Here is a 26,365-nt window from a genome sequence, read left to right as displayed (position 1 = left end):
GGTCCTTTCTCAGTCATGGTCGGGTGTGGGTTCAACGGGCGGCCTGCACGGCCTGTTCCTGTTGCAAGGCAGCATCGAGGAAGCGGGTATCGACCCAGTCGGCCACCTGGAAGCTGCGGCGGATCAGGCGCTCCTTGGCGGCCAGGTCGACGCCTTGCTGCAGCTGGGCGACGAAGCCTGCATCCAGGCGTGGATCGAAGTAGTGGGCGAGGTCTTCCTGGGCCAGGTCGTCGGCGAGGATGCTGCGCGGCCAGTTCGCGTTGCTGGCCACCAGGTCGACATAGGCGTCGCGGTTGTGTTCGTCGCGCAGCCAGCTGGCGGCACGCGCCTGGGCATTGACCAGGCGCTGCACCAGCTCGGGGTACTTGCCGATGAATTCGCCGGTGCCCAGCAGTACCGCCTGGGTGCTGCCGGCGCCTTGCAGGTCGCGGGAGCTGACCGGCAGCTCGACCAGGCCTCGCTCACGCAGCGACAGCAGGCTGGAAAGGCCCCAGGTGGCGTCGATCTGCCGGGCGGCAATGGCGGCATTGGCCGCATTGAAATCCAGGTTGATCACTTTCAGGTCGCGCTCGGACAAGCCTTGGCTGGCCAGCGCACTGGCGAACGACAGCTGGTTGGCGGTGCCGCGGAACACCGCGACGCGCTTGCCCTTGAGGTCGTGCAGGGTCTTGATGCCGGAGCCCGGCACCACGCCCAGGTAGCTTTTCACCCCCCGCACGCCGGCCGTCAGCACGCGGGTGTCGAGGCCATTGGCCTTGCCGACGATCGCCGCCAGGTCGCCCAGGTAGGCGAAGTCGGCCTGGCCGTTGGCCAGCGCCTCGTTGATCACCGGCCCCGCGCCTTTGAAGAAGTGCCAGTCGATGCGGATGCCGTCCTTGGCGAATTCCTTCTCCAGCAGTTGCTGATCGCGCAGCACATCGACCACGCCACCGGCACTGTGCTTGCTGCCTGCGCTCAGATCGGGCACGGCGATGCGGATGGTTTCGGGCTTGGCCGGCTCGGCGGCCTGGGCATTGAGGGTGAACAGGCCGACCAGCCCGAGGGCGTGGATCAGGTGGCGCAACGGGGTTTTCATGGCAAGGCTCCTTGGCAGGCTGCCACCGGCGAGGGCCGGCGCTTTGGCCAGAAGCTAGGCAGGTCTGGTTAGAACCTACAAAGATCAAAACTTCATTTTTTAGTAACCAGAAGACATAAACCAAGCGGTATGCGGCCCGCCGCGCAGGTTGCGGAAAACGCATGGAAAATATGAGGAAAACGCAATGGCAGGAGGCTTCCGCCTGCAAGAGGTGCATGCTCTTATCTCTTGAAAGGCACATATGTGAATTTTTAATTCCATAAGTGCATAACCTAGAAACGCTTCGAGAGATGCCTGATGAATGGAGTTCTGAGCAAGGGGCGAGAGGGCATTCGGGGGCCGCTGCTTGGCCCATTCGCGGCACTGGGCCGCACCCACACTCTGCCGTGGGTGCTGCCGGTGCTGATTGCGCTGCTGTGGGTGGTGGCGAGCCGGCAGCACTGGATGAGCGAGCAGATCCTGCCGGCGCCTTCGCTGGTATGGCAGAGCGCGCTGGAGTTTGGCTCCGGCGAGCTCTGGGGGCACTTGTGGATAAGTTTGCAGCGGCTGTTCTGGGGGCTGCTCGCCGGCATCGCCAGCGGCCTGTTGCTGGGGACCTGGCTGGGCACTTCGCGGCGTGCGCAAACGCTGGTGCTGCCGACCTTCGTCGCGCTGGCGCAGATCCCCACCCTGGCGTGGATCCCGCTGTTCATGCTGTGCTTCGGCATCGGCGAACTGCTCAAGCTGGTGGTGTTGGTGAAGGCTGTGGTAGTGCCGGTCACCCTGCACACCCTGGTTGGTGTGCGCGACGCCCAGCCCAAGCTGCGCGAAGCCGCTGCCGCGCTGCGCCTGCCACGGCACTTGCTGTTCCTGCGGCTGCTGCTGCCGGCTGCCCTGCCCGCCTTCCTCACCGGCGTGCGCCTGGCCCTGGCCACAGGCTGGACCTCGCTGCTGGCCGTGGAACTGCTGGCCTCCAGCGAAGGCATCGGTTACCTGATGGTGTGGGGCCGGCAGCTGTTCATGCTCGACCTGGTGCTGCTGTGCATCCTGGTGATCGGCCTGGTCGGCGCACTGCTGGAGCGCGGCTTCTCAACCCTGGAAAAACGCCTGCTGTACTGGCCGCAACCGGCTACCGGCGAACAGCAGCGCGGGCCAGTGCCCAAGGGCTGGCAAAGCCTGCTGCTGCCGGCTGCGCTGCTGGCGCTGTGGCAGGCCAGCAGCAGCTTGGGCTGGGTCGACGCGAACATCCTGACCTCGCCACTTGAAGTACTGCACACGCTGTTCGCTGGCCTGGCCGACGGTTCGCTGCCGCAAGCCATGTTGCTGAGCCTGCAGCGCACCCTGGGCGGTTTGCTGCTCGGCGGCGGCGCGGGCTTGCTGATGGGCCTGCTGCTGGGCCTTTCGCACACCGCCGAGCGGCTGTTCGGGCCGAGCCTGTCGGCATTGCGCCAGGTCGCGCTGTTTGCCTGGGTGCCGCTGCTCACGGCCTGGTTCGGCCTGGGTGAAGGCGCCAAGCAGGTGTTCGTCGCCCTGGCCGCGTTCTTCCCGCTGCTGATCGCCACCCAGCGCGGCATCGCCAGCCTCTCGCCGCAACTGGGCGAAGCCGCCCGCACGCTGCGCCTGAACCTGTGGCAACGCCTGCGCCTGCTGGTGCTGCCTGGCGCTGCCCCGGCGATTTTCGCCGGCCTGCGCCTGTCGCTGATCTATGCCTGGCTGGGCACCATCGGCGCCGAATACTTCATGCCCTCGGATGGCGGCATCGCCAGCCTGATGATCGGCGCGCAGCAGCTGTTTCGCATGGACCAGGTGATGGCGGCCATGGTCCTGATCGGCCTGGTCGGCGCCCTGCTCGGCACCCTTGGACAACGCCTCGAATCGCGCGCCACGCGCTGGAGAACCGCATGAACGCTTTCAACACATCGCACTTGCTGGCCGCCAACCAACCCGACAGCACGCCCGCGCTGGTCAGCTTCGACAACGTCGGCAAGGTGTTCAGCGTCGATGGCCAGCCCTTCGAGGCCATCCGCAATTTCAACCTGTCGATCAATGAAGGCGAGTTCATTGCCATCGTCGGCGCTTCCGGCTGTGGCAAGTCGACCCTGCTGCGCCTGCTGGTGGGGCTGGACACCGACTACAGCGGCAACATCCGCGTCGATGGCCAGGCCGTTCGCGGCATTGGCGGCGAGCGCGGGATCGTGTTCCAGGAACATCGGTTGTTCCCCTGGCTGACGGTGGAGCAGAACATCGCCCTGGGGCTGGTCAACGAGCCGCTGACCCAGGGCGAACGCGCCCGCCGCGTGCATGAATTCGTGCTGCTGGTGGGCCTGGTCGGCTTCGAGTCGGCCTACCCGCACCAGCTCTCCGGCGGCATGGCCCAGCGCGTGGCGATCGCCCGCGGGCTGGTGGCCAGCCCGCGCATCCTGTTGCTGGACGAGCCGTTCGGTGCCCTGGATGCGCTGACCCGCCAGCAGTTGCAGGATGAGCTGCTGGCCATCCGCGAACGGGCCGGGATCACCACCTTGCTGGTGACCCACGACGCTGAGGAAGCCACCTACCTGGCGGACCGGGTGGTGGTGCTGGAGCCGCGCCCGGGGCGGATCAAGGCAGTGGTCGAGATCGACCTGCCGCACCCGCGGCTGCGCACGGGGGTGGCGCTGCATGGGTTGCGCGAGAAGGTGCTGCACCAGATCACGGGGGATGGTGGGTATCTGCCGGCGCCGGCCAGGCGCGTCGAAGGGCTGAGGCCGGAGCTGATTGCCTTGTGAAGGCTACCGGCCCCATCGCCGGCAAGCCGGCTCCCACAGGGATCGCACAGCTCTCAAGCCCTGTGCTGTACCTGTGGGAGGCTAGCGGCCCTATCGCCGGCAAGCCGGCTCCTGCGCTGTACCTGTGGGAGCCGGCTTGCCGGCGATGGGGCCGGTCGCTTCAACCCAGATCGTGCAGGTAGGCCCAGGGATAGATCCCCCGCTCATGCCCATCGCTGAACACCAGCTGCACCCCATACCCCTGCACCTCGACCCGCTCCACGCGCACATCCTCGCGGACCACCGCGATGCGCCCGGCAAGCCGCGCCGCACGGCACTGCGAGCACGGGCAGGCACCGCGCAGGCGAGCGTGGCTGATGCTGCGTTCGCCATCGGCCCACTGCAACACCAACGCCCCAGGCCCACGCAGGTTGCGAATGGCCGCCGGCGCATTCATCACGCCGCCCCGCGCAGTTGCGCCAAGGCAATGCGCACGGCCTTGCGCACCTCCGGGTCGCTGTCTGCCTCGGCAGCCTGCAGCACCGGCAAGGCACGCGCCTGGCCCAGCTCGCCCAGCGCCAGGGCAGCCTCCTTGCGCAGGTTGGCAATGCCATGGCCGAGCAGCTCGCCAAGCGCGTCCAGCGCCGCGGCATGGCGCAGCCGCCCCAACGAGCGCGCAGCGCGCAGGCGAACCTGCCAGAAGCCATCGGCAAGCGCCGCGACCAATGCCGGGCCGGCCTGCTCCTGGCCCACCTTGCCCAGGGTGGTGGCGGCTTCTTCACGTACTTGCCAGGCCTCGTCATGCAGCGCCGCGATCAACGCCGGCAGCACGGCGCTGTCGCGGGCAAGGCCCAGCGCGCCAATGGCCGCCCGGCGTACTTCGGTGTCCGGCTCGGCCTCGGCCAGCCGGGCCAGGGCCGGCAACGCGGGCTGATGCTTGAGCCAACCGAGAATCCCCACCGCTTCACGGCGCACGGCCGCGTCGTCATCGGCCAGCGCCAGCAGCGCCGGCGCCGCGGCCTCTTCCAGGCGCAGCTCGCGCAAGGCACGCAGGGCGCTGGCGCGCACGAAGGCATCGGCGTGGCTGGCCCAGGGCAAAATCAGCTGGCCGGCTTCGAGGCTCTTGAGTTCGCTGAGGCTCTGGGCTGCGGCCAGGCGCACCGGCTCGGCGCCATCGGCCAGCGCGGCGCACAAGGCCTGCACCACCTCGGGCTCCTCCCAGGCTTCGAGCAGCCGCGCGGCCTCGCTGCGAACCTCGGCGGCGGCATCGACCAGCAGCGCATCGGTCAGCCAAGGCAAGGCATCCGGGTCTTCCAGGTCTGCCAGCTCGATCAGGGCGATGCGCCGCACGCCAGCGTCGCTGGCCTCAAGGCGCGGCAGCAGGGCAAGGATCTCGAGGTTGTCGGTGTTTCGTTCAGTCATGGCGCGGTCCGTAGTGGCGGTTGGTTCAGCGCAGCAGGTAAGGGATGTCGACCTTCACCGCACCGGTGGGGCAGTCCTTCTCGCAGGGCATGCAGTACCAGCATTCGTCGAACGCCATGTAGGCCTTCTGCGTGGCCGGGTTGATCGCCAGCAGGTCCATGGGGCAGACCTCGACGCACACGGTGCAGCCCTTTTCGGCGATGCATTTGTCTTCGTCGATGGTGACCGGGGCGCTGCTGCGAAAGAAGATTTCCTGGGGTTGGTAGGGCATGTCACGGGGTCCTTTGTTCTGGTTATTCGGTGGGGCTGATGGCCCTTTCGCCGGCAAGCCGGCTCCCACACCGATCACCGCTGACCGTGTGGGCGCGGCCCCGGTTCATGCGGCATCGGCCTTGACCCGCAGGCGGTCGTAGGCGGTCTGTTCTTCGGCATCCAGGGCGATCAGGTAAGGCTCGACAGCCTTCTTGAAGCTGGTCATCTGGCCGTTATCGCCCTTCTTCAGGTGGCAATGGCAAAACCACTCGCCATCGTTGCGCTCGGGGAAGTCGACCCGGTGGTGGTACAGCCCCCAGCGGCTTTCCTGGCGAAACAGCGAGGCGCGGGCGGCCATTTCGGCGCAGTCGCGAATCACCGTCACCTCCATCGCGCGCATCAGTTCGTGGGGGTTGCTGGCCTTCATCTGGGCCAGGTCGCGCTCGATGTCGGCAAACCGCGCCAGGCCGATTTCCATCTTCTTGGTCACCTTGGGCGGCTGCAGGTAGTCGTTGACCATGCGCCGCAGCTTGTACTCGACCTGCGCGGGCGGCAGGCCGTGCTCGCGCTGCAGTGGCGCGAACACCCGCTCGCGCTCGCGCTCGACCTGGTCCGCATCGACCTCGGCAAGCGCTCGCCCGGCCACGTACTGCGCGGCGTTGACACCGGCGAACCAGCCATAGGTGAAGGCACCGAGCATGTAGTTGTGCGGCACTGCCGCCATGTCACCGGCGGCGTACAAGCCCTTGACGCTGGTCTCGGCCTTCTCGTTGACCCACACCCCCGAGGCCGAATGCCCGGAACAGAAGCCGATCTCGGAGATGTGCATCTCGACCATGTGCTGGCGGTAGTCGGTGCCGCGCCCGGCATGGAACTGGCCACGGCTGGGGCGTTCGTTGCTGTGCAGGATTTCTTCGATGTTCTGGATGGTTTCCTCGGCCAGATGGTCGAGCTTGAGAAACACCGGGCCGTTGCCGCCTTCGAGTTCCTGGTGGAACTCCCACATCATCTGCCCGCTCCAGTAGTCGCACTCGATGAAGCGCTCGCCCTTGCTGTTGGCGGTGTAGCCGCCCAGCGGGCCGGTCACGTAGGCGCAGGCCGGGCCGTTGTAGTCCTTGATCAGCGGGTTGATCTGGAAGCACTCCAAATTCGCCAGCTCGGCGCCTGCGTGGTAGGCCATGGCGTAGCCGTCGCCGGCATTGGTCGGGTTCTCGTAGGTGCCCATCAGGTAGCCCGAAGACGGCAGGCCCAGGCGCCCGGCGGCGCCACAGGCAAGGATCACGGCCTTGGCACGCACCACGCGGAACTCGCCGCTGCGGCAGTCGAACCCGAGCACGCCGGCAGCGGCGCCCTCGCCATCGAGCAGCACGCGGGTGCAGACCATGCGGTTGCTGATCTCGACGCGGGCGCGCTTGAGCTGGCGGTAGAGCACCTTCTTGATATCGTGCCCTTCAGGCATGGGCAGCACGTAGGCGCCCATGTGGTGCACCTTCTTCACCGCGTAGTCGCCGGTTTCGTCCTTCTCGAACTTCACGCCCCAGCGGTCGAGCTGCTCGATGGTCTCGAAGCTGTGGGTGGCATAGGCATGCACGGTGGCCTGGTTGACGATGCCGTCATTGGCCACGGTGATTTCCTTGGTGTACTGCTCGGGCGTGGCGTGGCCGGGGATGATGGCGTTGTTCAGGCCGTCCATGCCCATGCTGATGGCACCGCTGCGCTTGACGTTGGCCTTGTCCAGCAACAGCACGCGCAGCGCTTTGTCTTGCTCCTTGGCCTTGATCGCCGCCATCGGGCCGGCGGTGCCGCCACCGATGACGATGATGTCGTAGTCCTGGGTCTGGATGCTCATGCCGTGCTCCCTTTCTGGCGGTCGATGCGCAGGCGGTACTGGAAGGCATCGCCGCGGTAGTAGAGGTGTTCGAAGTCCAGCGGCGCGCCGTCGGCGGTGTGGGTGAGGCGCTCGATACGCATGATCGGCGCGCCCTCCTGCACCTCCAGCGCCTGGGTCAGGTCGCTGTCGGCCAGCACGGCGTCGATGGCCAGGTCTGCGTGGCCGAGTGCGATGCCGCAGTCGTTTTCCAGCAGCAGGAAGATGTCGCGGGTGACCAGGTCGGCCTTCTCCAGCTTCTCGCCCACGGCCTTGGGTAGCCAGGTCAGCTCCAGCGAGACCGGCTCGCGGTTGATCAGCCGCACCCGGCGGATCTCGGTCACCAGGCTCCCCTCCTCGACCTGCAGCCGCGCCGCCACCAGGGCGCTGGCCGGCACGTGGCGGAAGCTGCGCAGGCGGTTGATCACTTCGTAGCCCATTTGCGTCATCGACTCGGCCAGGCCCTGCAAGGTGCTGACGTTCTGGAACGCCTTGGGCTTGGCGACGAAGGTGCCCTTGCCGTGGATCTTGAAGATCAGCCCCTCTTTTTGCAGGTCTCCCAGCGCCTGGCGCACGGTGATGCGGCTGACATCGAACGCCTTGCCCAGCTCGTTTTCCGAGGGCATGCGGCTGTGCGGGGGGTAGCTGCCGTCGAGAATGCGCTCGCGCAGCAATGCCTTGAGCTGGGTGTAGAGCGGTACGGGGGACAGGGGGAGCAGTTCGGCCATGGGTCTCTTCGCTGTGCGGTGACTTGTTATAACAAGTTGTGACCAGATAGTAGCGGGCATAAGAAACGCGCTGGAAATACTGTTAATGCATATGGATAGATGGGTTTGTCGTGCCCGGCCTGGGCGATCGGGAAAAATGGCCAAAGATCAAGGCGATGGACGACGCCGAATCAGATGGGTATCATGCGTGCGCGTTGCACTCGTAGCTCAGCTGGATAGAGTACTGCCCTCCGAAGGCAGGGGTCGTGGGTTCGAATCCCGCCGAGTGCGCCATATCACGAGAAGCCCTGGGCCTGAGCCCGGGGCTTTTTCATTTGTGCGACATGTCGCACTCCAGGCACTCCCGTGCCACTGCGCATTGGTGATAGCGTGAGCATCCTTTTTCCCGTCTCGCGAAGGAATGCGCACGCTCATGCTCCTGAAAAAACTGACTGCAACGCTCGTGCTGGCCAGTGCCGGCCTGCTCACGCTCCCCGCCCACGCCAACCTCTCGCAGCAACAGTCCGCGGCCATCATCAAGGCCTACGACGGCGCCGACCCTGCCGACTTCAAGGCGTTCATCGGCAAGCTCAATGGCAGTGACCTGGCCAAGGCCGACAACCTCGGCGCAACCCTCGAGGCCTTCCTCGCCAACAAGCCGCTGAGCGCCGAGCAGCAGAACGAGATCAACCGCCTGCTGGGCCTGTACACCCGCATCAAGTACAGCAAGGCCGCCACCGAAACCCTGCGCGAGCTGGTGGCCATCCCCACCTTCAGCGTCGAGGGCGTGCCGCAGCACGAGAACCCCGAGTTCCTCAAGATCGCCAACAAGATCAAGGCCCTGGCCGAAGGCTTTGGCCTGGCCTTCCGCAACATCGACAACCGCGTGTACGAGATTTCCCTCGGTGAGGGCAAGGAAGTGGTGGGTATCCATGCCCATGCCGACGTGGTGCCGGTCAACCCGGACAACTGGAAGCTGGACGACGGCACCCGCCTGGACCCGTTCAAGGTCACCCTGGTCGGCGACCGCATGTACGGGCGCGGCACCGAGGACGACAAGAACGGCATCGTCGTGGCGCTGTACGCGCTGAAGGTGGCCAAGGACGAGAAACTGCCCCTGGCCCGGCAGTTCAAGCTGCTGATCGACACCACCGAAGAAACCAGCGGAGAGGCCATCCCCTACTACTTCGCCCGCAACCCGACGCCCGACTACAACCTGGCGCTCGATGGCGGCTACCCGGTGGTGATCGCCGAAAAAGGCTACGGCACCATCATGGCCAGCTTCAGCAAACGCCCGGCCAGCGGCAAGGGCGCGGAAATCGTCAACCTGACCGGCGGCCTGGCCACCAACCAGATTCCGACCACCTCGGTGGCCACGCTGAAAAGCGACAAGCCGGCGCAACTGGCCGCGCAACTGGAAAAAGCCGGCGCCGACTACGTGCAGCGCAACGGCAACGACTTCAAGATCACCGCCAAGGCCGAAGGCGACAAGGTGCTGCTCACGGTGACCGGTGTTTCGGCCCACTCCTCCGAGCCGGAATCCGGGGTCAACCCGGTGGCGCGCATGCTCGGCTTCATCAACGGCCTGGGCGAGCAGGTGCCGCTCAAGCACAACCAGTTCACCGACGCCGCCCGCTATGCCGCCGACAACTGGGGCCTGGACTACCTGGGCAACAAGCTCGGCGTGGCGTTCAAGGACGACTTCATGGGCCCGCTGACCGCCTCGCTGACCTTCGTTGGCGTGGACAAGAAAGGCCTGAAACTGGCGGTGAACCTGCGCATCCCCAAGGGCAAGCCACTGGCCACGATCAAGGACGAACTGGCCGACAAGCTGGGCGACTGGGCCCGCCAGAGCCACACCTCGGTGGCCTTCAACTACAGCCTCGACGAGCCGATGTACCGCAACCCCGAAGGTGAATGGGTCAAGGCCCTGCTCGATGTCGCCAGCGAGAACCTGGGCATGCAGCACGCGTTCGGCACATCGGCCGGCGCCACCTCGGTGCATGACCTGCCCAACGGCGTGCAGTTCGGCCTGGCCATGCCGGACGTGAAGTACACCGGGCACAACGACAACGAGTTCAAGACCGTGGAGCAGTTCATGCTCGACCTGCAGGTGGTGAGCGAGATGGTGGCGCGCATCGGGCAGATGCCCAAGCTTTGATTCGCCATCACGGCCTTATCGCCGGCAAGCCGGCTCCCACAGGTACGCCACTGCCTGCAGATTCAGTGGCGGTCATGTGGGAGCCGGCTTGCCGGCGATAAGGCCAATGCGTTCCTGAGCCAAACCATGACGTTTTTCAATCGACTCCATGCCGTTTCCTGCATTGCCGTGCAGGCCGGCGTGCTGGATGCTTTATTTACTCCAAGAGCTCGGTTTACCACCCGCAGAGGCCTGTATGAAGAACGTCGAACAAATCCTCAAGACCAAGTCCCAGCACCAGACCGTCTACACCATCGGCCCGGATGACTCGGTACTCGACGCCCTGAAAATGCTGGCGGAGAAAAACGTCGGCGCGCTGCCGGTGGTGGAGAACAACCAGGTGGTGGGCATCGTCAGCGAACGTGACTACGCACGCAAGCTGGTGCTCAAGGGCCGCTCGTCGGCGGCCACGCCTGTGCGCGACATCATGAGCGCGCCGGTGGTCACGGTCGAACCGAAACAGAACCTTGAGTACTGCATGAACCTGATGACCGACCGCCACTTGCGCCACCTGCCGGTGGTCAGCAATGGCGAGCTGCTCGGGCTGCTGTCGATCGGCGACCTGGTCAAGGAAACCATCGCCGAGCAGGCCAGCCTGATCAAGCAGCTGGAGCAGTACATCCGCGGCGAATGAGCCCACTCAGTGATAGGCGCGCTCCAGCTCGTCCAGCTGATGGTCGAAGCTGCGCAGGCGCGCCGACCAGGTATACACCAGCACTTCCAGGTCACGATTGAGCACTGCCGTGTTGCCATGGCCGGTGCTCGACGGCTCGCACAGGTCGAGCTGGTAGCGCTCGCGCGCCATGGCCGTGGCCACGCTGGAAAGGTCGCGGGCATTGGCCAGCCAGTGGTGATGATGGTCGTGGATTTCGCGGTCGAGCGCCCGGCACTGGCGCTTCAGGGCATCCAGGCTCTGCTCCAGCGGCGTGCCCTTGAGCTCGCCCATCACCTCCTCGAAGGTGCGCCCCGAATGCCAGTAGCTACCCCAGAAATAGCGGTCGAACACCGTCTCGACGCGGCGTAGCGCGACCTTGGTGTTCCAGATGGTCAGCAACGTTCGCCCCTGGGCCACTTCGCGCCGGTTCAGGTGCAACTGCTGCCAGGCGATCCACGTCAATGCCAGCAACGCCACCGCCGCGGTGATCGCGGCTGCAGCGTAGAGAAACTGCACGGCCTGGTTCATCTGCTGGGTCTGGCGGATGCCGTAGAAGTAACTGGCCGTCAGGGTGCCCAGGATCGTCACGGAGCACCAGAAACCTGGTGCGTAGGGATCTTTCATTGCGCCTATCCCCTTATTGTTTTCCTGAGCATAGCAACGGCCAAATCACTCATCAGGTGCCGCTCGGCGCTTTATTTTCGCGGGCGGCGCAAAGCCTCGTTGAGTTGATCGAAGGGCACTGCCCAATCGGAATCTTCAATGATGCTGTCTTTCAGGAACGCGCGCTGGGCGTCGTTCCAGAACGGCGCGTCCACCAGCTTGATTTCGTTTTTCAAAGGGGAATGGCTGGTGATGAACTGGTCGATGCTCTGCGGATCGTCCGCCAGCCCCAGCTGCTTGAACAGTTCGGCGAATGGATGAATCGGTGCGTCCATGTTTCCTCCTCAGGTGCCGGGCAGACCGTCCACGACGCCCACCCGGCGTTGGTGTGTGTACATCAGCACAGCTCGCGTACTTCGGCTTGCGGTACCAGTTTCAGGTACTGCTCCATGCTCATGTGGATCAGGTGATCGTGGTCACCCGCCTCCAGGTAGACATCACCCTGGCGGGTAAGGCTCGAATCGAGCAGCATTTTTATCTGGTAGGCGTCGCCCATGGCCGGGATGGCGCCGCGCTCGCAATCACCGAACAGGCTCGGCAGGCCGCTTTCGCGGGTCAGCTGCCAGGCGCCGGACACGCGCACCTTGCTCATGTCCAGGTGCCGGTTGGCCGGGAGCACGGCCATCAGGTAGTTGCCATGGCGGTCATCGAGCATGACCGACTTGGCCACCCGTTCGGCGGGCACCCCGGCCGTGCGCGCCGACTCAAGGCTGGTGGCCGAGTGTGGGTGGGGAATGATGTCGTAATCGCAGTTGGCCTGGTCCAGGCGCTGCTGCAAGGTCTTGGCCATACGCATGATGCACCTCCGGTTTCGCCCCCAATCTTCAAGTTTAGGCCGTACCCCGGCAGCCACAGCTAAACTTCTAGAACACAGGCCCGCGAGGTGACGACAGGTGCTCGCTCGATGTTGCCGCTGGTTGATGCTGATGCTGGTACTTGGCTTCGCCCCGAGTGGCAGCGCCGCGCCCGGCGCGGTATGGGTGCTGAGCATCGATGACGCCATTGGCCCGGCCAGCGCCGACTACCTGGTGCGTAGCCTGGAGCAGGCCAAGGACCAGGGCGCGCAGCTGGTGGTCATCCGCCTGGACACCCCGGGCGGGCTGGACGGCGCCATGCGCCAGATGATCAAGGCGATCCTCGCCAGCCCCGTGCCGGTGGCCACCTACGTTGCCCCCAGCGGCGCCCGTGCCGCCAGCGCCGGCACCTACATCCTCTATGCCAGCCACGTGGCGGCCATGGCCCCCGGCACCAACCTCGGCGCGGCGACGCCCGTGCAGATCGGTGGCGCGCCCGGGCTGCCCAAGGACGACAAGGCCAGCCCTTCAGGCGATGAAGCCACCTTGGCGCGCAAGCAGGTCAACGACGCCGCCGCCTACATCCGTGGCCTGGCGCAGTTGCGCGGGCGCAACGCCGACTGGGCCGAGCAGGCGGTGCGCGACGCGGTGAGCCTGCCCGCCAGCGAAGCCCTGCGCCTGAAGGTGATCGACCAGCTGGCCAGCGACCTGCCCGAGCTCATGCGCCAGCTCGACGGCAAGACCCTGACCGCCGCCGACCAGCCGCGCCAGCTGCACACCCGCGACGCGAGCCTGGTGGAACACCTGCCCGACTGGCGCACGCGCCTGCTGGCGGTGATCACCAACCCCAGCGTGGCGCTGATCCTGATCATGATCGGGGTGTACGGCCTGCTGTTCGAATTCATCAACCCGGGTTCTGCGGTCGGTGGCGTGGTCGGTGGCACCTGCCTGCTGCTGGCGCTGTACGCCCTGCAACTGCTGCCGGTGAGCTTTGCCGGCGTGGCGCTGGTGCTGCTCGGCATCGCCTTCATGATCGCCGAAGCATTCCTGCCCAGTTTCGGCGTGGTCGGTTTCGGCGGCATCGTGGCCTTCGTGGTCGGCGCATTGATCCTGGTCGACACCGACGCCCCCGGCTTCGGCATCCCGCTGACGCTGATCGCCACCCTGGCGGTGCTGTCGGCGCTGCTGATCGGCGGCGTGCTGGGCATGGCCCTGAAAGCGCGCCGGCGGGCGCTGGTCAGCGGCGATGCCGGCCTGGTCGGCAGCCTGGTCACCGTGACTCAGGTAACCGCGAACGACCCCTTCTGCGGCTGCGTGCTGGCCCAGGGGGAACAGTGGCAGGTGCATTGCGCCACACCCCTGCAAACCGGCCAGCACGTGCGCGTCACGGCACGCCGAGGGGTCATGCTGGAAGTGAGCGCCGCAGCAGCGGCGCAAGGGGAATGACGATGTTCATGCAAGTGGGTTTTGGCGCCGTGCTGGTCGTGCTGGCGATGCTGTTGCTCTCGGCCTTTCGCATCCTGCGCGAGTACGAGCGTGGCGTGGTGTTCCAGCTCGGGCGCTTCTGGCAGGTCAAGGGGCCGGGGTTGATCCTGCTGATTCCGGTGATCCAGCAGATGGTGCGGGTCGACCTGCGCACCGTGGTGCTGGATGTGCCGCCGCAGGATGTGATCACCCGCGACAACGTCTCGGTCAAGGTCAATGCCGTGCTGTACTTTCGCGTACTCGACCCACAGAAGGCGATCATCCAGGTCGAGGACTTCCTGGTTGCCACCAGCCAGCTGGCGCAGACCACCCTGCGCGCGGTGCTGGGCAAGCACGAGCTGGACGAGCTGCTGGCCGAGCGCGAGCAGCTCAACCTGGACATCCGCCATGTGCTCGATGCGCAGACCGACGCCTGGGGCATCAAGGTGGCCAATGTCGAGATCAAGCACGTCGACCTCAACGAATCGATGGTCCGTGCCATTGCCCGCCAGGCCGAGGCGGAGCGCGAGCGGCGGGCCAAGGTGATCCATGCCGAAGGCGAGTTGCAGGCTTCCGAGAAGCTGATGCAGGCGGCGCAGATGTTGAGCAAGGAGCCCGGGGCCATGCAGCTGCGCTACATGCAGACGTTGGGGTCGATTGCCGGGGACAAGAGCTCGACCATCGTGTTTCCGATGCCGCTGGATTTGCTCAAGGGGATGGTGGACCGGCAGAAATGAAAAAGGGGCCTTCACAAGGCCCCTGGCAAGCGGTCAGATCGGCGCGCGGCGCAACGTCGCGAGGAAGGTGGCAGCGCCAATGAACAACCCGGCAAAGGTACGGTTCAAGCGCTTCTGCTGCTTGGGCGTGCGCAACAGGCGCAGCACCCGCGAGGCAAGCCCGGTGTAGCCCGCCATCACCAGCATGTCGACGCTGATCATGGTGACCGTGATCGCGATGTACTGCGGCAACAGCGGCGCATGCGGGTTGAGGAACTGCGGCAGCACCGCGAGCATGAACACCAGCGCCTTGGGGTTGCTGACGTTGACCAGGAAGCCGCGGAACACCAGGCTCAGCGGTTTGCCGATCGGGCGCACGCCGGATTCCTCGGTCATGTCCATCGGCAGAGCGCGCCATTGCTTGTAGGCCAGGTAGATCAGGTAGGCGACGCCGAACCATTTGATGACCTGGAACGCGGTGGCGGAAGCGGCGAGGATGGCGCCCACGCCGGCGGCAATGATGGCGATCTGCACGATCAGGCCCAGCTGCAGGCCCAGGGCGTTCCAGTAACCGCGCCAGAAACCGTACTGCAGGCCGCTGGACATCGAGGCAATCGCCCCGGCGCCCGGTGAAAGGCTGATCACCCAACACGCGGCAAAGAAGCCCAACCACACTTCCATCGACATCACACACCTCGCTCAACGTATGTTTCAAAACGTTAAGCTAAGGGGTTGGTGAAAAAATGACCAGCAATATTTTTGCAGGCCCATGCCGGCGTTTTCGCGGGACAAGCCCGCTCCCACAGGAACATCACTGCATTCAAAGGCAGTGATGTTCCTGTGGGAGCGGGCTTGCCCCGCGAATGGGATGTCACCTATGGATCAGGACAACGCCTCGAGCTCAGCCTGCATGCTCTCAAGGGTTTCCAGCGCTTCCATCCACCCTTCCTCAAGCTCGCCTTCGCGCTGCTTGAGCTTGGTCTGGCGAGCCAGCAGGTCACGCAGTTCATCCTTGCGCGCGGCCTCGTACAGCCCACTATCAGCCAACGCCGCCTCGATCTCGGCCAGCTGCGCATGCACCTGGTTGAGCTCGGCTTCAAGCTTGTCGGCGGCCTTCTTGTGCGGAGCCAGTTGCTGGCGCAAGGCGGCAGCAGCCTGGCGCTGGGCCTTCTTGTCGGTCTTGTCGGGGTTGGCCGAGCCAGTGCTCGCCGGCGCGCTGCGCTGGCGGTACTCGACCAGCCAGCGGCTGTAGTCGTCGAGGTCGCCATCGAAGGTGTCGACCTTGCCGTCAGCCACCAGCAGGAACTCGTCGGTGGTGCTCTTGAGCAGGTGACGGTCGTGGGAAACCACCACCACGGCCCCGGAAAATTCCTGCAAGGCCATGGTCAGCGCCAGGCGCATTTCCAGGTCGAGGTGGTTGGTCGGTTCGTCGAGCAGCAGCAGGTTTGGCCGTTCCCAGGCGATCAGTGCCAGGGCCAGGCGGGCCTTTTCGCCGCCGGAGAAATTCACCACCGGCTCGTCGACGCGGTCGCCATGGAAGTCGAAACCGCCAAGGAAGTCGCGCAGGGTCTGCTCGCGTTCGGCCGGGGCGATGCGCTGCAGGTGCAGCAACGGGCTGGCCTTGTCGTCCAGCGAGTCGAGCTGGTGCTGGGCGAAGTAGCCCACGGCAAGGTTCTCGCCACGTACCAGGCGGCCCGACAGCGGCTCGAGCTCGCCGGCGAGGTTCTTGATCAGGGTCGACTTGCCCGCGCCGTTGGGGCCGAGCAGGCCGATCCGCGCACCCGGCACCAGCTGCAGTTTGACCTTGTCCAGAATCGCCTTGTCGCCATAGCCCAGCCGGCCTTCGGACAGGCTCAGCAGCGGGCTGGAGATTTTCTGCGACTCACGGAAGACGAAGTCGAACGGCGAGTCGACATGCGCCGCCGACAGCTCTTCCATGCGCTCCAGGGCCTTGATCCGGCTCTGCGCCTGGCGGGCCTTGGTGGCCTGGGCCTTGAAGCGGGCGATGTACTTTTCCATGTGCGCGCGCTGGGCCTGCTGCTTCTCGTAGGCTTGCTGCTGCTGCGCCAGGCGCTCGGCACGGGTGCGTTCGAAGGCGCTGTAGCCGCCCTTGTACAGGTTGAGCTTGCGCTGCTCGACGTGCAGCACGTGGTCGACCACGGCATCGAGGAAGTCGCGGTCGTGGGAGATCAGCAACAGCGTGCCGGGGTAGCCCTTGAGCCAGTCTTCCAGCCACAGGATGGCGTCGAGGTCCAGGTGGTTGGTCGGTTCGTCCAGCAGCAGCAGGTCGGACGGGCACATCAAGGCCTGGGCCAGGTTCAGGCGCATCCGCCAGCCGCCGGAGAAGTCGCCTACCCGGCGGTCCATCTGCTCGTTGGTGAAGCCAAGGCCGGCCAGCAGCTTGCGCGCTCGCGCATCGGCGGTGTAGCCGTCGGCACTTTCCAGCTCACTGTGCAGGCGCGCCAGGGCAGTGCCGTCGTGGGCCTGCTCGGCCAAGGCAAGCTCGGCCTGGACCTTGCGCAGGCGCACATCGCCGTCGAGCACATAGTCCACGGCCAGGCGATCGAGGGTGTCGACCTCCTGGCGCATGTGCGCGATGCGCCAGTCACCGGGCAACTGGCAGTCGCCGCCATCGGGCGAAAGCTCGCCGCGCAGCAAGGCGAACAGGCTGGATTTGCCGGCGCCGTTGGCGCCGATCAGGCCGGCCTTGTGACCGGTGTGCAGGGTCATCTCGGCGCCGTCTAGCAAGCGCTGCGGACCACGCTGTAAAGTGAGGTTGGATAGTCTGATCATGATGGTCGCGGAGTCTACCAGCTTCCTCGGCCCGTAGCGTGAGTGGAATCATGTACACCGACCTGTGGAATCACGCCCTGGCCCTGTATGCACGGCCGGGTGTCGAAGCGGCCTGCTTGCACGTGCAGGCATTGGGCGGCGATGTCTGCCTGCTTCTGTGCGCAACCTGGTTGCAGGCGCGTGGCGTCACGCCGGACCCTGCGCGCGTGCAGGCCTTGCGTGCGCTTGCCGAACCTTGGCAGCAGGAGGTGGTGACGCCCCTGCGCAGCCTGCGCCAGGCGTGGCGGGCAGCCGCGCAGCACGAGCCGCACCTGGCGGCGCTGAGGGAGCAAGTGAAAGGGTTGGAAATGCAAGCGGAAAGGACGTTGCTGGAGCGCCTGCAGGCGTGTGCGCAGCAGTGGCCTGCAGGTGGGCAGGCGGGCTCGCAAGATTGGCTGGCCTGGCTTGCGCCAGACCAGGCCCGTGGCCACGACGCGCTGGAGCAGTTGCGCGTCGCGGCCGCAGGGCTTCAGGAGGCCGAAGACGGCGCCTGAGCTGGGGTGCTGGCCGGGGCCGAAGGTGCTGCCGGGGTAGCCGAGTTGGTCGCTGGGGTAGCCGCAGTGGCCGGTTTGGTTTCGGCTGGCTTGCTGGCAACCGGCTTGGCGGCTGGCTTGGCAGCAGGTTTGGCTGCTGGCTTGGCTGCGGCTGGCTTGGCGGCCGGCTTGGCTGGAGCTTTGGCAGCGGCAGGCTTGGCCGCAGGTTTTGCCGCAGGCTTGGCAGCTGCAGCTTTGGCCGCTACCGGTTTTGCAGCAGGTTTGGCGGCTGCAGCTTTGGCCGGCGCCGCTTTCGCAGCAGGCTTGGCAGCAGCGGTTTTGGCTGCAGCAGGTTTGGCAGCGGGTTTAGCGGCTGCGGTTCTTGCCGGGGTGGCTTTGGCAGCGGCGGGTTTGGCTGCAGCCGCTTTGGCCGGTGCCTTGGCTGCGGCCGGCTTGGCAGCTGCGGTACGCGCTGGGGCCTTAGTGGTTGCTGCGCGGGCTGGCGCCTTGGCTGCAGGTTTAGCAGCTGCTTTGGCCGCAGGCTTGGCGGCCGCTTTTGCAGGTGCCTTGGCCGCTGGTTTGGCCGCAGCCTTGGCCGACTTCGCCGCTACCGCGCGCTGCTCCAGTGCCTTGCCAGCCGACTCGCGTACCTTGCCAACACCCTGGGCCAGTTTCAGGCTTTCCTGGGCATCGCGCTTGAGTTGCTGAATATAAGTACGGGTTTGCGTCTGGCGCTCTTTGAGCGAGTCGAGCAACCCTTCAAGTTCGCCAATGGCTTTCTGCGCTTTGCCCTGGGCCTTGGCTTTGCCTGCCTTGGCCGCGTCCTGCAACTTCAGGCGGCCGTTATGCAGTTTTTCCTGCGCCTTGACGCGTTGCTTTTCCAACTTGGCCAGCAGTTTCTCCGCATCAGCCAGCGCTTGCGTGCAGGCATCTTCCAAGTGATCGAGCAGGCTGCCCGAAAGTTGCTGGAGCAGGTGTAACGGCGTGCTTACTGGCTTCTTTTTGGCCGACATGGTTTACCTCCTGGCTGACGAGATTGCGGCTCATACTATGCTTCTGCTGCTACTGCCGCTAGGGCATGTGGACAGTATCGCTAGCGCCGCGTTGCATGCCTGGGCAAAGTTGTTGTCTTGCAGCTGCGTGCAAGTGTAGTTGCTTAACAAATCGCTGCTGATATTTACGCAGGTGCGCTGGCATACTTCATCGCTCATTGAGCTGGAGTTGCGCATGCCTCGTTATCTTGTATTCGGTCTGAGCCTGTTGGCGCCCTTCGCTCTGGCCGCCCCCGATACCGCCCCAGGCAACGACGCCGACCTGGCCTACAGCCTGGGCGCCAGCCTGGGTGAGCGGCTGCGCGAGGAAGTACCGGGGCTGCAGCTGGATGCGCTGGTAGAAGGGCTGCGCCAGTCCTATCAGAACCAGCCGCTGAAACTCGACAAGGCGCGCATGCAAGCCATATTGCAGCAGCATGAAGAACAGGCGAGCAACACTGCCGAACAGGCCGAGGTGGCGAAACTGCAGGCCGTCGAAACACGCTTCATGGCCAATGAACGCGCCCGCGCCGGCGTGCACGAACTGCCCGAAGGCGTGCTGTACAGCGAGCTGAGCAGCGGTAACGGCGCGCAGCCAAATGCCAATGGCAAGGTGCAGGTGCGCTATGTCGGCAGGCTGCCGGATGGCTCGGTATTCGACCAGAGCCAACAGCCGCAGTGGTTCAGCCTGGGCTCGGTGATCGAAGGCTGGCAGGTGGCGTTGCCGCAGATGAAAGTCGGTGCGAAATGGCGCCTGGTGATCCCTTCAGCGCAAGCCTATGGCGCCGAGGGGGCGGGTGACTTGATTGCACCCTACACACCCCTGGTATTCGAGATCGAACTGCTGGCTGTCGGCGACTGACGCCACCTTCAGGCCTGCACCGCGCCTTCTTCCTTGTGGGCGTTGTGCAGCACTTCGATCAGGCAGTCTTCGAGCTCGAAGCGCTCGTGCAGCAAGCCACCCAACTTGGTGAGTTTGTCGGCGAAACGCTCAGGGTCCTTGCACTCGCCTTTTTCGCAATGGTCATTGAAGGCCAATGCAAATTGCGTGCTGTCATCGATGCGCGGGTTGATCTGCGTGGCCAGTTCCAGCCCCCGCGTATCACCAAACGCCTTGGCTTCGCTGACCAGTTGCTCGCTGACCTCGAAATGCCACGCCGAGACGTAGTCGACCAGCAGCGCGCAAAAATCCCCGTTGGTGTCCTTGTCGGCGAAGGCTGGCTTCACGGCGCGCAAGGCGCGGAAAGCCTCCACCAGTTCCTGGCGCTCCTCGAGCCAGCGGTCGATCAGCTTATGGACCCCGCCCCAGCGTTCCTGGGCGTTCTGACAACTATCGAGCATGGCGATCTCTTCCCTTCTGGGTAGATGCCGCTGCACCTCGCACTACGACCGCGCAGCACAAAGGTGACATCAGCAGGACGGCATCGAGCAGTTGTGTTTTCGGTATGCGTGCTGGGAGATTATTCCCGCACGTGCTGCCCATCAAGGTACGCAGCAGACAAAGTTCATACAAGTGTTTAATACCCTGGCGCAGCACCATTGGTCGCGCTGGCGCTCAAGGCTTGCGCTGGGTCAACTTTCACCCAGGCTGCGCAAACGATACGCCAGCAGGCAGGCCATTGGCAGCAGCGCCAGCAGCAGGAACGCCAGCAGACTCCATTCGGGCAAGGTCAGGTCCAGAAAGCTCCAGGTCAGCGAGCTGCAGCCCGGGCCGCCCAGCAGCAACTGCCAGGCCGCTTCGCCAAAGGGCTGGTCGAACAGCTGCCAGAGCGATGGCGGGCACACATGGCCTTTGTCGTCGGCGCCCTGCAACCACACATGCCGCGCCGCCAGTAACGCGCCAGAAGCCGAACTGGCCAGCGCTGCCCAGGCATAGCGCCGAATGCCGCGCGGGCCTGGCACATGCACCGCCCCGCACAAGCAGATCAGCGCATACACGCCCAGCAGCACACGCTGGCTGAAACACAGCGGGCATGGCGTGAGGCCCAGGGTTGCCTGCAGGTAGAAGGACGCAATCAGCACTGCCAACGAGGCCAGGCAGGCAGGAAGAAAGAACGTGCGCAGACGGGCCGGCATGGGCGTAGAAGGTCCGGAGAATGAAGTGGTTTGAAACGGTAGAGGAAAGGCGCGCTTTGTTTCAAGGCAAGACAGGCGCGAGAAGTCGCTGAGCAGCAGAGGAAATCTCAAACTGAGTTGTAGGGATTTTCCTAAGAACGATGGCGCACCTTTAACGTGCTGCGCTGGAGAAGTAACCAGCCCCCGGAACCCGCGCCTCGGCGCGGGCCCAGGGTCGGTCAGGCGCGCACGCCTTCAGGCAATGGCAAGGCCAGCAGGCGCTCATCGAGCAGGCCCAGGCCTTCCTGGAACAGCTGGTTGCTACGCTCGGTCTCGCCCAGCCCGGCCAGCAGCCGTGCAAGCTCGGCACAGGTTTCCGGGTTGCGTTCCATGCGCAGGCTGCTTTCGAGGTAGTCGCGCGCCTTGCCCCACAGGCGGTTCTGCAAGCTCAGGCGACCGAGCGTGAGCAGCAGGCTCGGGTCTTGCGGGTGGTCCTTGAGCCAGCCTTCGGCAGCCTGCAGCTGGCGCGCCGGGTCATCGCCGCGCACCAGGCCGTACAGGCGAGCGAGGTGGCTTTCGTAGTCGCGCTTGAGGGCGCTGCGCAGCACCTGCTCGGCTTCACCCTGGGCACCGACCTGGCGCAATTGCTCGGCATAGGCCAGCACCAGCTGTGGCTCCTGGCGCTGCGCCGCGGTCAGCTGCTGCCAGGCGCGTTCCAGCGACTGGCGAGCGCTTTGCGAATCCTCGCCACGGGTGGCCGCCAGGCTCAGGTTCTGGCCCCAGGCACGCTGCTCCAGCGCAGCAAGCTCGCTGGCCGGGAGCACCTTGCTCTTGCGCAGGTCGGGCAGCAGGCGAATCAGTGCCGACCAGTCGCCGCGCTCCAGGTACAGGCGCTGCAGCAAGCGCAGCACCTGGGTGTTGTGCGGGTGGCGCTCCTGCATGGCGAGCAGGGTTTCCAGCGCGCCATCGCTTTCGCCGCGGTCCATCTGCAACTGCGCATGGGTCAAGGCGATGGCCAGTTCGGCCTGGGGTTGGCGCTCCAGGGCGCGCTCGAGCAGGTCGTTGCTCTCCTGCGTGCGGCCTTGTTCGTTGGCGGCGCGGGCCGCACCCAGGTAATACAGCAGCGGCTGGCGTTCGGCCTCGGCGGCGCGGCGCAGGTGGCGCTCGGCGCTGGCCCAGCGACCTTCGGCAAGGTCCAGCTGGCCCTGCTCGATGGCGATGCGCACGCGCCGGCTGCGGTTGCGCCGCGACCAGGGGTTGACCACGCCGCTGGAGGTCAGCACCAGGCCGACCAGGTAACGCAGCAGCCACAGCACCGCGACGATGGCGACCAGCGCGGCGAGCGCGGCCCACAGCCCGGACTGGTAGCGGAAGCTGCCATACGACAGCAGCACGTAGCCACTGTGCTTGGCCACCGCGATGCCCAGCGCCGCGGCGATCACGATCGCCAGCACCGCCAGCAGGTAGACACGCTTCATGGCTTGCCCCCTTCGCTGTCGGCCGGCAGGTGGCGACGCTGGATGTAGGCCTGCACCGCGGCCAGGCTCTCGCTCAGGTCAGGGGTGACCACCGAGACCGGCTGCTCGGCCAGCGCATTGAGGCTGTCGAGCATGGCCTTGCTCTGCGCGTTGTCGGCGTTGAAGTTGGCCAGCAGCACGCTGCGCGCATCGTCCAGGGCCTGGGTGTAGACCTTGGCCTCGCCGTTGAGCGCCGCCCACTGGGCCTGCTCGATGGTCAGGCTCAGGGCCAGGCGCAACTGGTTGAGCGACTGCCCGGCCAGCAGCGGGCGCACATTGTCGTCGGCGTCGAAGTCGATCTGGAAGTACTTGGAGATCTCGGCCCACCACTGCGACAGGCGGCTGGCGCCATCGCCATCGGCGGTCAGGGCACCGAGCGCATCGGCGTTGCTGTCGAATTCAGGCGACTGGGCACTGAGCTGCTGCACCAGGTCGCGCTGGGCTGCCAGCTTGAGGAACAACCCGGTGCGGTCCGGTTGCTGGGTGTTGTTGAGCGTTGCCAGGCTGCGCGCAAGCTGCTCGCGGGCGGCGTAGGCGCCCGGGTCGCTCTGTTCGCGCAGGATCTCGTCGGCGCCTTCGACCAGTGCCTTGGCACTGGTGATGTCCTGCAACGCCGAGAGGCGCAGGGTCGCCAAACGCAGCAGGTGCTCGGCCTCGGCCAGGCGCCACTCCTTGCGGCTCTCGCCAAGCACGGTTTCCAGGCGCTGGCTGAGCCGCTGCTGGTCGCCTTGCAGTTGCGTCACCAGGCGGCGGCGGTCTTCCAGCTCGCTGGCGGCCGGCAGGCTGGCCAGCTGGGCGCTGATCTGCTGTTCGCGCTGCTGCAGCGCCGCAGCGCGCTGGCTCAGCGCCTCCAGGTGCTGGCCCTGGTTCACTTCACTGCCTTGCAGCTGCCGCACCTGCCAGACACCCCAGCCGCCTACCGCCACCCCAGCGGCGCCCACCAGCAGCGCCAGCAAGGCCAGGCCGCTGCCAGAGCGTTTGGCGGGCGGGGTGGTAACCGGTTGCGCCGGCTCCTGGGCCGACGGCTGATCATTGTTCGACAAGACAGTTTCGCTCACGTATCCATCCTTTGCATGGGGGCGCACCGCTCTGAGCTTAGCGCCTTAAGAGGCAGGTGCAGCGCTGCGCTGCACGGCTGCCAGCAAGGCCGTGGCACTGGCACCACGGCAATCCACAACCTGTTGGGCCCCTGCGGCCCGGGCCTGTTCGGCCACCCGCGGGCTGGGCACGAACAACGCAAGCTGCGCCAAGCGCGGCCAATCGGCACCCGCCAGCTGCTGCAAGTGTTCAAGACCCTGCCCACTGCTGACCACCAGGCCATTGAGGCGTTCCGCTTCGATGCGGCGCAGCAACGTGCCCTGCGGGTAGTTCGGCAGGCAGCGGCGATACAGTTCCAGATAATCGACACTAGCACCTTGCTCTGCAAGACGCTCGGCCAGCAGTTCACGACCTCCGACACCGCGAACGATCAACGCCCGCGGCGCGGCAACGGCCACGGCCTCTCGCAGCGCCGGCAGGGCCAGCAAGGCTTCACTGTCATCCCCCTGGGCAGGGCAGGCCACTTGCAGGCCCGCCTCCTGCAGCACCGCCGCCGTCGCTTCGCCTACGCTGAACCAGCCCTTTGCCGGGGGCTGCAGCGCGTTTTGCGCCAGATGCTCGAGAAGCAGCCTGGCGGCCGGCTTGCTGACCACGATCCGCGCCTGGTACTGCCCCAGCGCGGCCAGCGTCTGACGCTGCGGCGCATCCAGCTCGACCGGCTCGATGGCCAGCAACGGCAAGCTGCTGCTGGCGACCCCGGCGGCGGCAAGGCTCTGGGCCAGTGCCGCGCAATCATCGGCGGGGCGTGTCAGCAACAGCCGCCACTGGCTCACGGATGCCCGGCCTCGCCGTAGACTTCCTTGAGGATGGCCTCGGCGCCCTGCCCCAGCAGGTCTTCGGCAACCTGCACACCCAAGGCTTCGGCGTTGCTGCGCGGGGCGCGGGCGTCAGCCACCAGCAGGGTGCCGCCGCTCGGCTGGCCGACCAGGCCACGCAGCCACAGCTGCTCGCCTTCGAGCACGGCGTAGCAGGCGATCGGCACCTGGCAGCCGCCATTCAGGCGCTTGTTCAAGGCACGTTCGGCCACGACCCGGTCGGCGGTATCGAGGTGGTGCAGCGGCGCCAGCAGGGCGTGGATCTCGCTGTCGGCGCTGCGGCATTCGATACCCACCGCGCCCTGCCCGCCCGCCGGCAGGCTGTCGTCGACGCTGATGCTGTCGGTGATGCGCTGCTCGAAGCCCAGGCGGATCAGCCCGGCCGCCGCGAGGATGATCGCGTCGTACTCGCCGGCATCGAGCTTGGCCAGGCGCGTGTTGACGTTGCCCCGCAGGAAGCGGATTTTCAGGTCCGGCCGGCGCGCCAGCAGCTGGGCCTGGCGGCGCAGGCTGGAAGTGCCGACGATGCTGCCTGCCGGCAGGGCATCGAGGCTGGCGAAGTGGTTGGAGACGAAGGCATCGCGCGGGTCTTCGCGCTCGCAGATGCAGTACAGGCCCAGGCCTTCGGGGAAGTCCATGGGCACGTCCTTCATCGAATGCACGGCGATGTCGGCTTCGTTGTCCAGCAGGGCGGTTTCCAGCTCCTTGACGAACAGGCCCTTGCCGCCGATTTTCGCCAGCGGCGCATCGAGCAGCTTGTCGCCACGGCTGACCATGGGTACCAGGGTGACCAGCAGGCCAGGGTGCGCCTGCTCGAGGCGGGCTTTGACGTATTCGGCCTGCCACAGGGCCAAGGCACTTTTACGGGTGGCAATGCGGATTTCGCGAGTGGACATGGAGCGCCCCAATGCTTAGGAATGCCGCCGATGATAACAGCTCCGTCGGCGCCTGTAGGAGCGGCCTTGCGTCGCGAAAGGGCTGCGCAGCAGCCCCGGGCCATATGAGATGAAGCATCAATTCTGGAGCTGCTGCGCGACCCTTTGCCGACACAAGGCCGCGCCTGCCAAAGGTGCGCAGACCCTGTTCAGAGGGTCTGCATCATCTTGCGCACGCCCGCCACGTGCCGGCGGCTGACGGTCAGGGCGTCACCGTCCAGGCCCTTGAGGTACAGCTGGAAATGCCCGAGCGGCGTGCGCTGCAGGCGTTCGATCCGTTCGCGGGCGACCAGGGCGTTGCGGTGGATGCGCACAAAGCGATCGCCGAACTCGTCCTCCAGGGCCTTGAGCGGCTCATCGAGCAGCACCTCGCCGGCTTCGTGGCGCAGGGTCACGTACTTGTGGTCGGCGATGAAATAGATCACCTGCGGCAACGGGATCAGCTCGATGCCCTTGCGCGTGCGCGCACTGATATGGCTGCGCGGGCCGCCGCCTTCGCTGCCTGGCCGGGTCAGCGCGGCAAGCTGGCCACGGTTGGGTTTTTCCGCTTTGCGCAGCGCATCGCGCAGCGCCTGGGGCTGGATCGGCTTGGTTACATGGCTGAGGGTACTGTCCTTGAAAGCCTCGGCACCGTATTCGTCGTCACCGGTGCAGAACACCACCGACGGCGGCGCCTCGCGTTCGCACAGGCGAGCCGCGACCTGCAGGCCATCCAGGCCTGGCATGCCGATGTCCAGCAGAACTACATCGGGCTTGTGGCTTTCGATCAGTGCCAGGGCCTCCTCGCCGTTGGTGGCGCTGGGCTCCAGCACGGTGTACCCCTCCAGTTCCCCGAACAACCGCGTCAGGCGTTCACGGGCTTGGGGTTCATCATCAACGATCAGGACATTCATAATTGCTCTGGATTCCTGAGTGAGTCTCGCACAGGTATAGCGTAGACAGATGCAGGTCGAGCGACACTGCGGTCACGCTCTAGACCGATACGAAGGCCAAAGATTCACTGAGCCGGCAGATTCACTGCCAGTCCTTTGTCCAACTGTAGACGGTCCGTGGAACACTGCCGTTCAATCG

Annotated in this window: 27 protein-coding genes and 1 tRNA gene; 9 read left to right on the top strand and 19 right to left on the bottom strand. The window is 65.7% G+C overall.

What is annotated here, in order from left to right; all coding sequences use genetic code 11:
* Positions 1–31: 31 nt before the first annotated feature.
* Positions 32–1,075: an ABC transporter substrate-binding protein gene (locus B3E94_RS13685; protein WP_286913912.1), complete on the bottom strand. Its 1,044-nt coding sequence runs from the start codon at positions 1,073–1,075 to the stop codon at positions 32–34.
* Between the two features lie 297 nt (positions 1,076–1,372).
* Between B3E94_RS13685 and B3E94_RS13680 the strand changes: the two genes are divergently transcribed.
* Positions 1,373–2,959 carry an ABC transporter permease gene (locus tag B3E94_RS13680; protein WP_286913911.1) on the top strand — a complete coding sequence of 529 codons (1,587 nt, stop codon included), beginning with the start codon at positions 1,373–1,375 and terminating at the stop codon, positions 2,957–2,959.
* Positions 2,956–3,819, top strand: coding sequence for an ABC transporter ATP-binding protein (locus tag B3E94_RS13675; protein ID WP_176512006.1), 864 nt, complete (start codon positions 2,956–2,958; stop codon positions 3,817–3,819). Before B3E94_RS13680 ends, B3E94_RS13675 begins: the two co-directional genes overlap by 4 nt.
* Before the next feature lie 160 nt (positions 3,820–3,979).
* Here the strand turns inward: B3E94_RS13675 and B3E94_RS13670 are convergent, their stop codons facing one another.
* The 5 genes from B3E94_RS13670 to B3E94_RS13650 all read right to left on the bottom strand — a co-directional run bounded on the left by B3E94_RS13670 (position 3,980) and on the right by B3E94_RS13650 (position 8,067).
* Complete coding sequence (locus B3E94_RS13670; protein WP_236193414.1) at positions 3,980–4,255, bottom strand: DUF971 domain-containing protein; 276 nt, start codon at positions 4,253–4,255, stop codon at positions 3,980–3,982.
* A complete protein-coding gene (locus B3E94_RS13665) occupies positions 4,255–5,220 on the bottom strand; it encodes a HEAT repeat domain-containing protein (protein WP_286913909.1) in 966 nt (321 codons plus the stop codon). Before B3E94_RS13665 ends, B3E94_RS13670 begins: the two co-directional genes overlap by 1 nt.
* A gap of 25 nt (positions 5,221–5,245) precedes the next feature.
* Positions 5,246–5,491, bottom strand: a complete 246-nt coding sequence (locus B3E94_RS13660; protein ID WP_176511431.1) for a 4Fe-4S dicluster domain-containing protein — start codon at positions 5,489–5,491, stop codon at positions 5,246–5,248.
* Between the two features lie 105 nt (positions 5,492–5,596).
* The gene (locus B3E94_RS13655; RefSeq protein ID WP_286913908.1) at positions 5,597–7,321 is read right to left on the bottom strand and encodes a fumarate reductase/succinate dehydrogenase flavoprotein subunit; all 1,725 of its coding nucleotides are present in this window, start codon (positions 7,319–7,321) and stop codon (positions 5,597–5,599) included.
* On the bottom strand, positions 7,318–8,067 hold the full coding sequence (locus B3E94_RS13650; protein ID WP_286913907.1) for a GntR family transcriptional regulator: 750 nt from the start codon (positions 8,065–8,067) through the stop codon (positions 7,318–7,320). The genes B3E94_RS13655 and B3E94_RS13650 overlap by 4 nt, the downstream gene beginning before the upstream one ends.
* A 196-nt stretch (positions 8,068–8,263) precedes the next feature.
* Between B3E94_RS13650 and B3E94_RS13645 the strand changes: the two genes are divergently transcribed.
* The 3 genes from B3E94_RS13645 (at position 8,264) to B3E94_RS13635 (ending at position 10,880) form a co-directional block, all read left to right on the top strand.
* A tRNA-Arg gene (locus tag B3E94_RS13645) sits at positions 8,264–8,340 on the top strand.
* A gap of 139 nt (positions 8,341–8,479) precedes the next feature.
* A complete protein-coding gene (locus B3E94_RS13640; protein ID WP_286913906.1) occupies positions 8,480–10,207 on the top strand; it encodes a dipeptidase in 1,728 nt (575 codons plus the stop codon).
* 235 nt (positions 10,208–10,442) lie between these two features.
* Positions 10,443–10,880, top strand: coding sequence for a CBS domain-containing protein (locus B3E94_RS13635; protein WP_176511426.1), 438 nt, complete (start codon positions 10,443–10,445; stop codon positions 10,878–10,880).
* 6 nt (positions 10,881–10,886) lie between these two features.
* Here the strand turns inward: B3E94_RS13635 and B3E94_RS13630 are convergent, their stop codons facing one another.
* From B3E94_RS13630 to B3E94_RS13620, 3 genes are all read right to left on the bottom strand, one after another.
* Entirely contained in the window at positions 10,887–11,525 is a 639-nt protein-coding gene (locus tag B3E94_RS13630) for an NADH:ubiquinone oxidoreductase subunit N (RefSeq protein WP_236236917.1), read from the bottom strand.
* A gap of 71 nt (positions 11,526–11,596) precedes the next feature.
* Positions 11,597–11,839: a DUF2789 domain-containing protein gene (locus tag B3E94_RS13625; RefSeq protein ID WP_176511424.1), complete on the bottom strand. Its 243-nt coding sequence runs from the start codon at positions 11,837–11,839 to the stop codon at positions 11,597–11,599.
* Positions 11,840–11,901: 62 nt separating this feature from the next.
* Positions 11,902–12,360, bottom strand: coding sequence for an aminoacyl-tRNA deacylase (locus tag B3E94_RS13620; RefSeq protein ID WP_176511423.1), 459 nt, complete (start codon positions 12,358–12,360; stop codon positions 11,902–11,904).
* A gap of 97 nt (positions 12,361–12,457) precedes the next feature.
* Between B3E94_RS13620 and B3E94_RS13615 the strand changes: the two genes are divergently transcribed.
* Together B3E94_RS13615 and B3E94_RS13610 are read left to right on the top strand one after the other, a co-directional pair.
* The gene (locus tag B3E94_RS13615) at positions 12,458–13,804 is read left to right on the top strand and encodes an NfeD family protein (RefSeq protein WP_286913903.1); all 1,347 of its coding nucleotides are present in this window, start codon (positions 12,458–12,460) and stop codon (positions 13,802–13,804) included.
* Between the two features lie 2 nt (positions 13,805–13,806).
* Positions 13,807–14,559 carry a slipin family protein gene (locus B3E94_RS13610; protein ID WP_176511421.1) on the top strand — a complete coding sequence of 251 codons (753 nt, stop codon included), beginning with the start codon at positions 13,807–13,809 and terminating at the stop codon, positions 14,557–14,559.
* A 33-nt stretch (positions 14,560–14,592) separates the two neighbouring features.
* On the opposite strand, the gene B3E94_RS13605 is transcribed toward B3E94_RS13610, so the two are convergent.
* Together B3E94_RS13605 and B3E94_RS13600 are read right to left on the bottom strand one after the other, a co-directional pair.
* Positions 14,593–15,225, bottom strand: a complete 633-nt coding sequence (locus tag B3E94_RS13605) for a LysE family transporter (protein WP_176511420.1) — start codon at positions 15,223–15,225, stop codon at positions 14,593–14,595.
* A 195-nt stretch (positions 15,226–15,420) separates the two neighbouring features.
* Entirely contained in the window at positions 15,421–17,331 is a 1,911-nt protein-coding gene (locus tag B3E94_RS13600) for an ATP-binding cassette domain-containing protein (RefSeq protein ID WP_176511419.1), read from the bottom strand.
* 50 nt (positions 17,332–17,381) lie between these two features.
* On the opposite strand from B3E94_RS13600, the gene B3E94_RS13595 reads away from it, so the two are divergent.
* Positions 17,382–17,864: a TIGR02444 family protein gene (locus tag B3E94_RS13595; protein ID WP_286913902.1), complete on the top strand. Its 483-nt coding sequence runs from the start codon at positions 17,382–17,384 to the stop codon at positions 17,862–17,864.
* On the opposite strand, the gene B3E94_RS13590 is transcribed toward B3E94_RS13595, so the two are convergent.
* Positions 17,840–18,856: an AlgP family protein gene (locus tag B3E94_RS13590; RefSeq protein WP_286913901.1), complete on the bottom strand. Its 1,017-nt coding sequence runs from the start codon at positions 18,854–18,856 to the stop codon at positions 17,840–17,842. The two genes, B3E94_RS13595 and B3E94_RS13590, sit on opposite strands and share 25 nt — an antisense overlap.
* A 214-nt stretch (positions 18,857–19,070) precedes the next feature.
* On the opposite strand from B3E94_RS13590, the gene B3E94_RS13585 reads away from it, so the two are divergent.
* A complete protein-coding gene (locus B3E94_RS13585; RefSeq protein ID WP_286913900.1) occupies positions 19,071–19,736 on the top strand; it encodes an FKBP-type peptidyl-prolyl cis-trans isomerase in 666 nt (221 codons plus the stop codon).
* Between the two features lie 8 nt (positions 19,737–19,744).
* Here B3E94_RS13585 and rsd read toward each other — a convergent pair whose 3' ends face one another.
* The 7 genes from rsd to B3E94_RS13550 form a co-directional block, all read right to left on the bottom strand.
* Positions 19,745–20,215 carry a sigma D regulator gene (rsd, locus tag B3E94_RS13580; protein WP_176511415.1) on the bottom strand — a complete coding sequence of 157 codons (471 nt, stop codon included), beginning with the start codon at positions 20,213–20,215 and terminating at the stop codon, positions 19,745–19,747.
* A gap of 231 nt (positions 20,216–20,446) precedes the next feature.
* Positions 20,447–20,950 carry a disulfide bond formation protein B gene (locus B3E94_RS13575; RefSeq protein WP_286913899.1) on the bottom strand — a complete coding sequence of 168 codons (504 nt, stop codon included), beginning with the start codon at positions 20,948–20,950 and terminating at the stop codon, positions 20,447–20,449.
* A 218-nt stretch (positions 20,951–21,168) separates the two neighbouring features.
* Positions 21,169–22,407: a heme biosynthesis protein HemY gene (locus tag B3E94_RS13570; RefSeq protein ID WP_176511413.1), complete on the bottom strand. Its 1,239-nt coding sequence runs from the start codon at positions 22,405–22,407 to the stop codon at positions 21,169–21,171.
* Positions 22,404–23,504, bottom strand: a complete 1,101-nt coding sequence (locus B3E94_RS13565; protein ID WP_286913898.1) for a uroporphyrinogen-III C-methyltransferase — start codon at positions 23,502–23,504, stop codon at positions 22,404–22,406. Before B3E94_RS13565 ends, B3E94_RS13570 begins: the two co-directional genes overlap by 4 nt.
* A gap of 45 nt (positions 23,505–23,549) precedes the next feature.
* Positions 23,550–24,317, bottom strand: a complete 768-nt coding sequence (locus B3E94_RS13560) for a uroporphyrinogen-III synthase (RefSeq protein WP_286913897.1) — start codon at positions 24,315–24,317, stop codon at positions 23,550–23,552.
* Entirely contained in the window at positions 24,314–25,255 is a 942-nt protein-coding gene (hemC, locus tag B3E94_RS13555; RefSeq protein WP_286913896.1) for a hydroxymethylbilane synthase, read from the bottom strand. Before hemC ends, B3E94_RS13560 begins: the two co-directional genes overlap by 4 nt.
* 188 nt (positions 25,256–25,443) lie before the next feature.
* Complete coding sequence (locus B3E94_RS13550) at positions 25,444–26,187, bottom strand: LytR/AlgR family response regulator transcription factor (RefSeq protein WP_176511409.1); 744 nt, start codon at positions 26,185–26,187, stop codon at positions 25,444–25,446.
* Positions 26,188–26,365: the final 178 nt, after the last annotated feature.

Source organism: Pseudomonas sp. UBA6315, from assembly GCF_002438125.1.
Lineage (GTDB): Bacteria > Pseudomonadota > Gammaproteobacteria > Pseudomonadales > Pseudomonadaceae > Aquipseudomonas > Aquipseudomonas faucium.
This window is presented reverse-complemented; position numbering and strand designations above follow the sequence as displayed.

Coding starts and splice junctions, on each gene's coding strand:
- B3E94_RS13685 (WP_286913912.1), bottom strand. CDS start 1,075: ATGAAAACCCCGTTGCGCCACCTGATCCACGCCCTCGGGCTGGTCGGC.
- B3E94_RS13680 (WP_286913911.1), top strand. CDS start 1,373: ATGAATGGAGTTCTGAGCAAGGGGCGAGAGGGCATTCGGGGGCCGCTG.
- B3E94_RS13675 (WP_176512006.1), top strand. CDS start 2,956: ATGAACGCTTTCAACACATCGCACTTGCTGGCCGCCAACCAACCCGAC.
- B3E94_RS13670 (WP_236193414.1), bottom strand. CDS start 4,255: ATGAATGCGCCGGCGGCCATTCGCAACCTGCGTGGGCCTGGGGCGTTG.
- B3E94_RS13665 (WP_286913909.1), bottom strand. CDS start 5,220: ATGACTGAACGAAACACCGACAACCTCGAGATCCTTGCCCTGCTGCCG.
- B3E94_RS13660 (WP_176511431.1), bottom strand. CDS start 5,491: ATGCCCTACCAACCCCAGGAAATCTTCTTTCGCAGCAGCGCCCCGGTC.
- B3E94_RS13655 (WP_286913908.1), bottom strand. CDS start 7,321: ATGAGCATCCAGACCCAGGACTACGACATCATCGTCATCGGTGGCGGC.
- B3E94_RS13650 (WP_286913907.1), bottom strand. CDS start 8,067: ATGGCCGAACTGCTCCCCCTGTCCCCCGTACCGCTCTACACCCAGCTC.
- B3E94_RS13640 (WP_286913906.1), top strand. CDS start 8,480: ATGCTCCTGAAAAAACTGACTGCAACGCTCGTGCTGGCCAGTGCCGGC.
- B3E94_RS13635 (WP_176511426.1), top strand. CDS start 10,443: ATGAAGAACGTCGAACAAATCCTCAAGACCAAGTCCCAGCACCAGACC.
- B3E94_RS13630 (WP_236236917.1), bottom strand. CDS start 11,525: ATGAAAGATCCCTACGCACCAGGTTTCTGGTGCTCCGTGACGATCCTG.
- B3E94_RS13625 (WP_176511424.1), bottom strand. CDS start 11,839: ATGGACGCACCGATTCATCCATTCGCCGAACTGTTCAAGCAGCTGGGG.
- B3E94_RS13620 (WP_176511423.1), bottom strand. CDS start 12,360: ATGCGTATGGCCAAGACCTTGCAGCAGCGCCTGGACCAGGCCAACTGC.
- B3E94_RS13610 (WP_176511421.1), top strand. CDS start 13,807: ATGTTCATGCAAGTGGGTTTTGGCGCCGTGCTGGTCGTGCTGGCGATG.
- B3E94_RS13605 (WP_176511420.1), bottom strand. CDS start 15,225: ATGTCGATGGAAGTGTGGTTGGGCTTCTTTGCCGCGTGTTGGGTGATC.
- B3E94_RS13600 (WP_176511419.1), bottom strand. CDS start 17,331: ATGATCAGACTATCCAACCTCACTTTACAGCGTGGTCCGCAGCGCTTG.
- B3E94_RS13595 (WP_286913902.1), top strand. CDS start 17,382: ATGTACACCGACCTGTGGAATCACGCCCTGGCCCTGTATGCACGGCCG.
- B3E94_RS13590 (WP_286913901.1), bottom strand. CDS start 18,856: ATGTCGGCCAAAAAGAAGCCAGTAAGCACGCCGTTACACCTGCTCCAG.
- B3E94_RS13585 (WP_286913900.1), top strand. CDS start 19,071: ATGCCTCGTTATCTTGTATTCGGTCTGAGCCTGTTGGCGCCCTTCGCT.
- rsd (WP_176511415.1), bottom strand. CDS start 20,215: ATGCTCGATAGTTGTCAGAACGCCCAGGAACGCTGGGGCGGGGTCCAT.
- B3E94_RS13575 (WP_286913899.1), bottom strand. CDS start 20,950: ATGCCGGCCCGTCTGCGCACGTTCTTTCTTCCTGCCTGCCTGGCCTCG.
- B3E94_RS13570 (WP_176511413.1), bottom strand. CDS start 22,407: ATGAAGCGTGTCTACCTGCTGGCGGTGCTGGCGATCGTGATCGCCGCG.
- hemC (WP_286913896.1), bottom strand. CDS start 25,255: ATGTCCACTCGCGAAATCCGCATTGCCACCCGTAAAAGTGCCTTGGCC.
- B3E94_RS13550 (WP_176511409.1), bottom strand. CDS start 26,187: ATGAATGTCCTGATCGTTGATGATGAACCCCAAGCCCGTGAACGCCTG.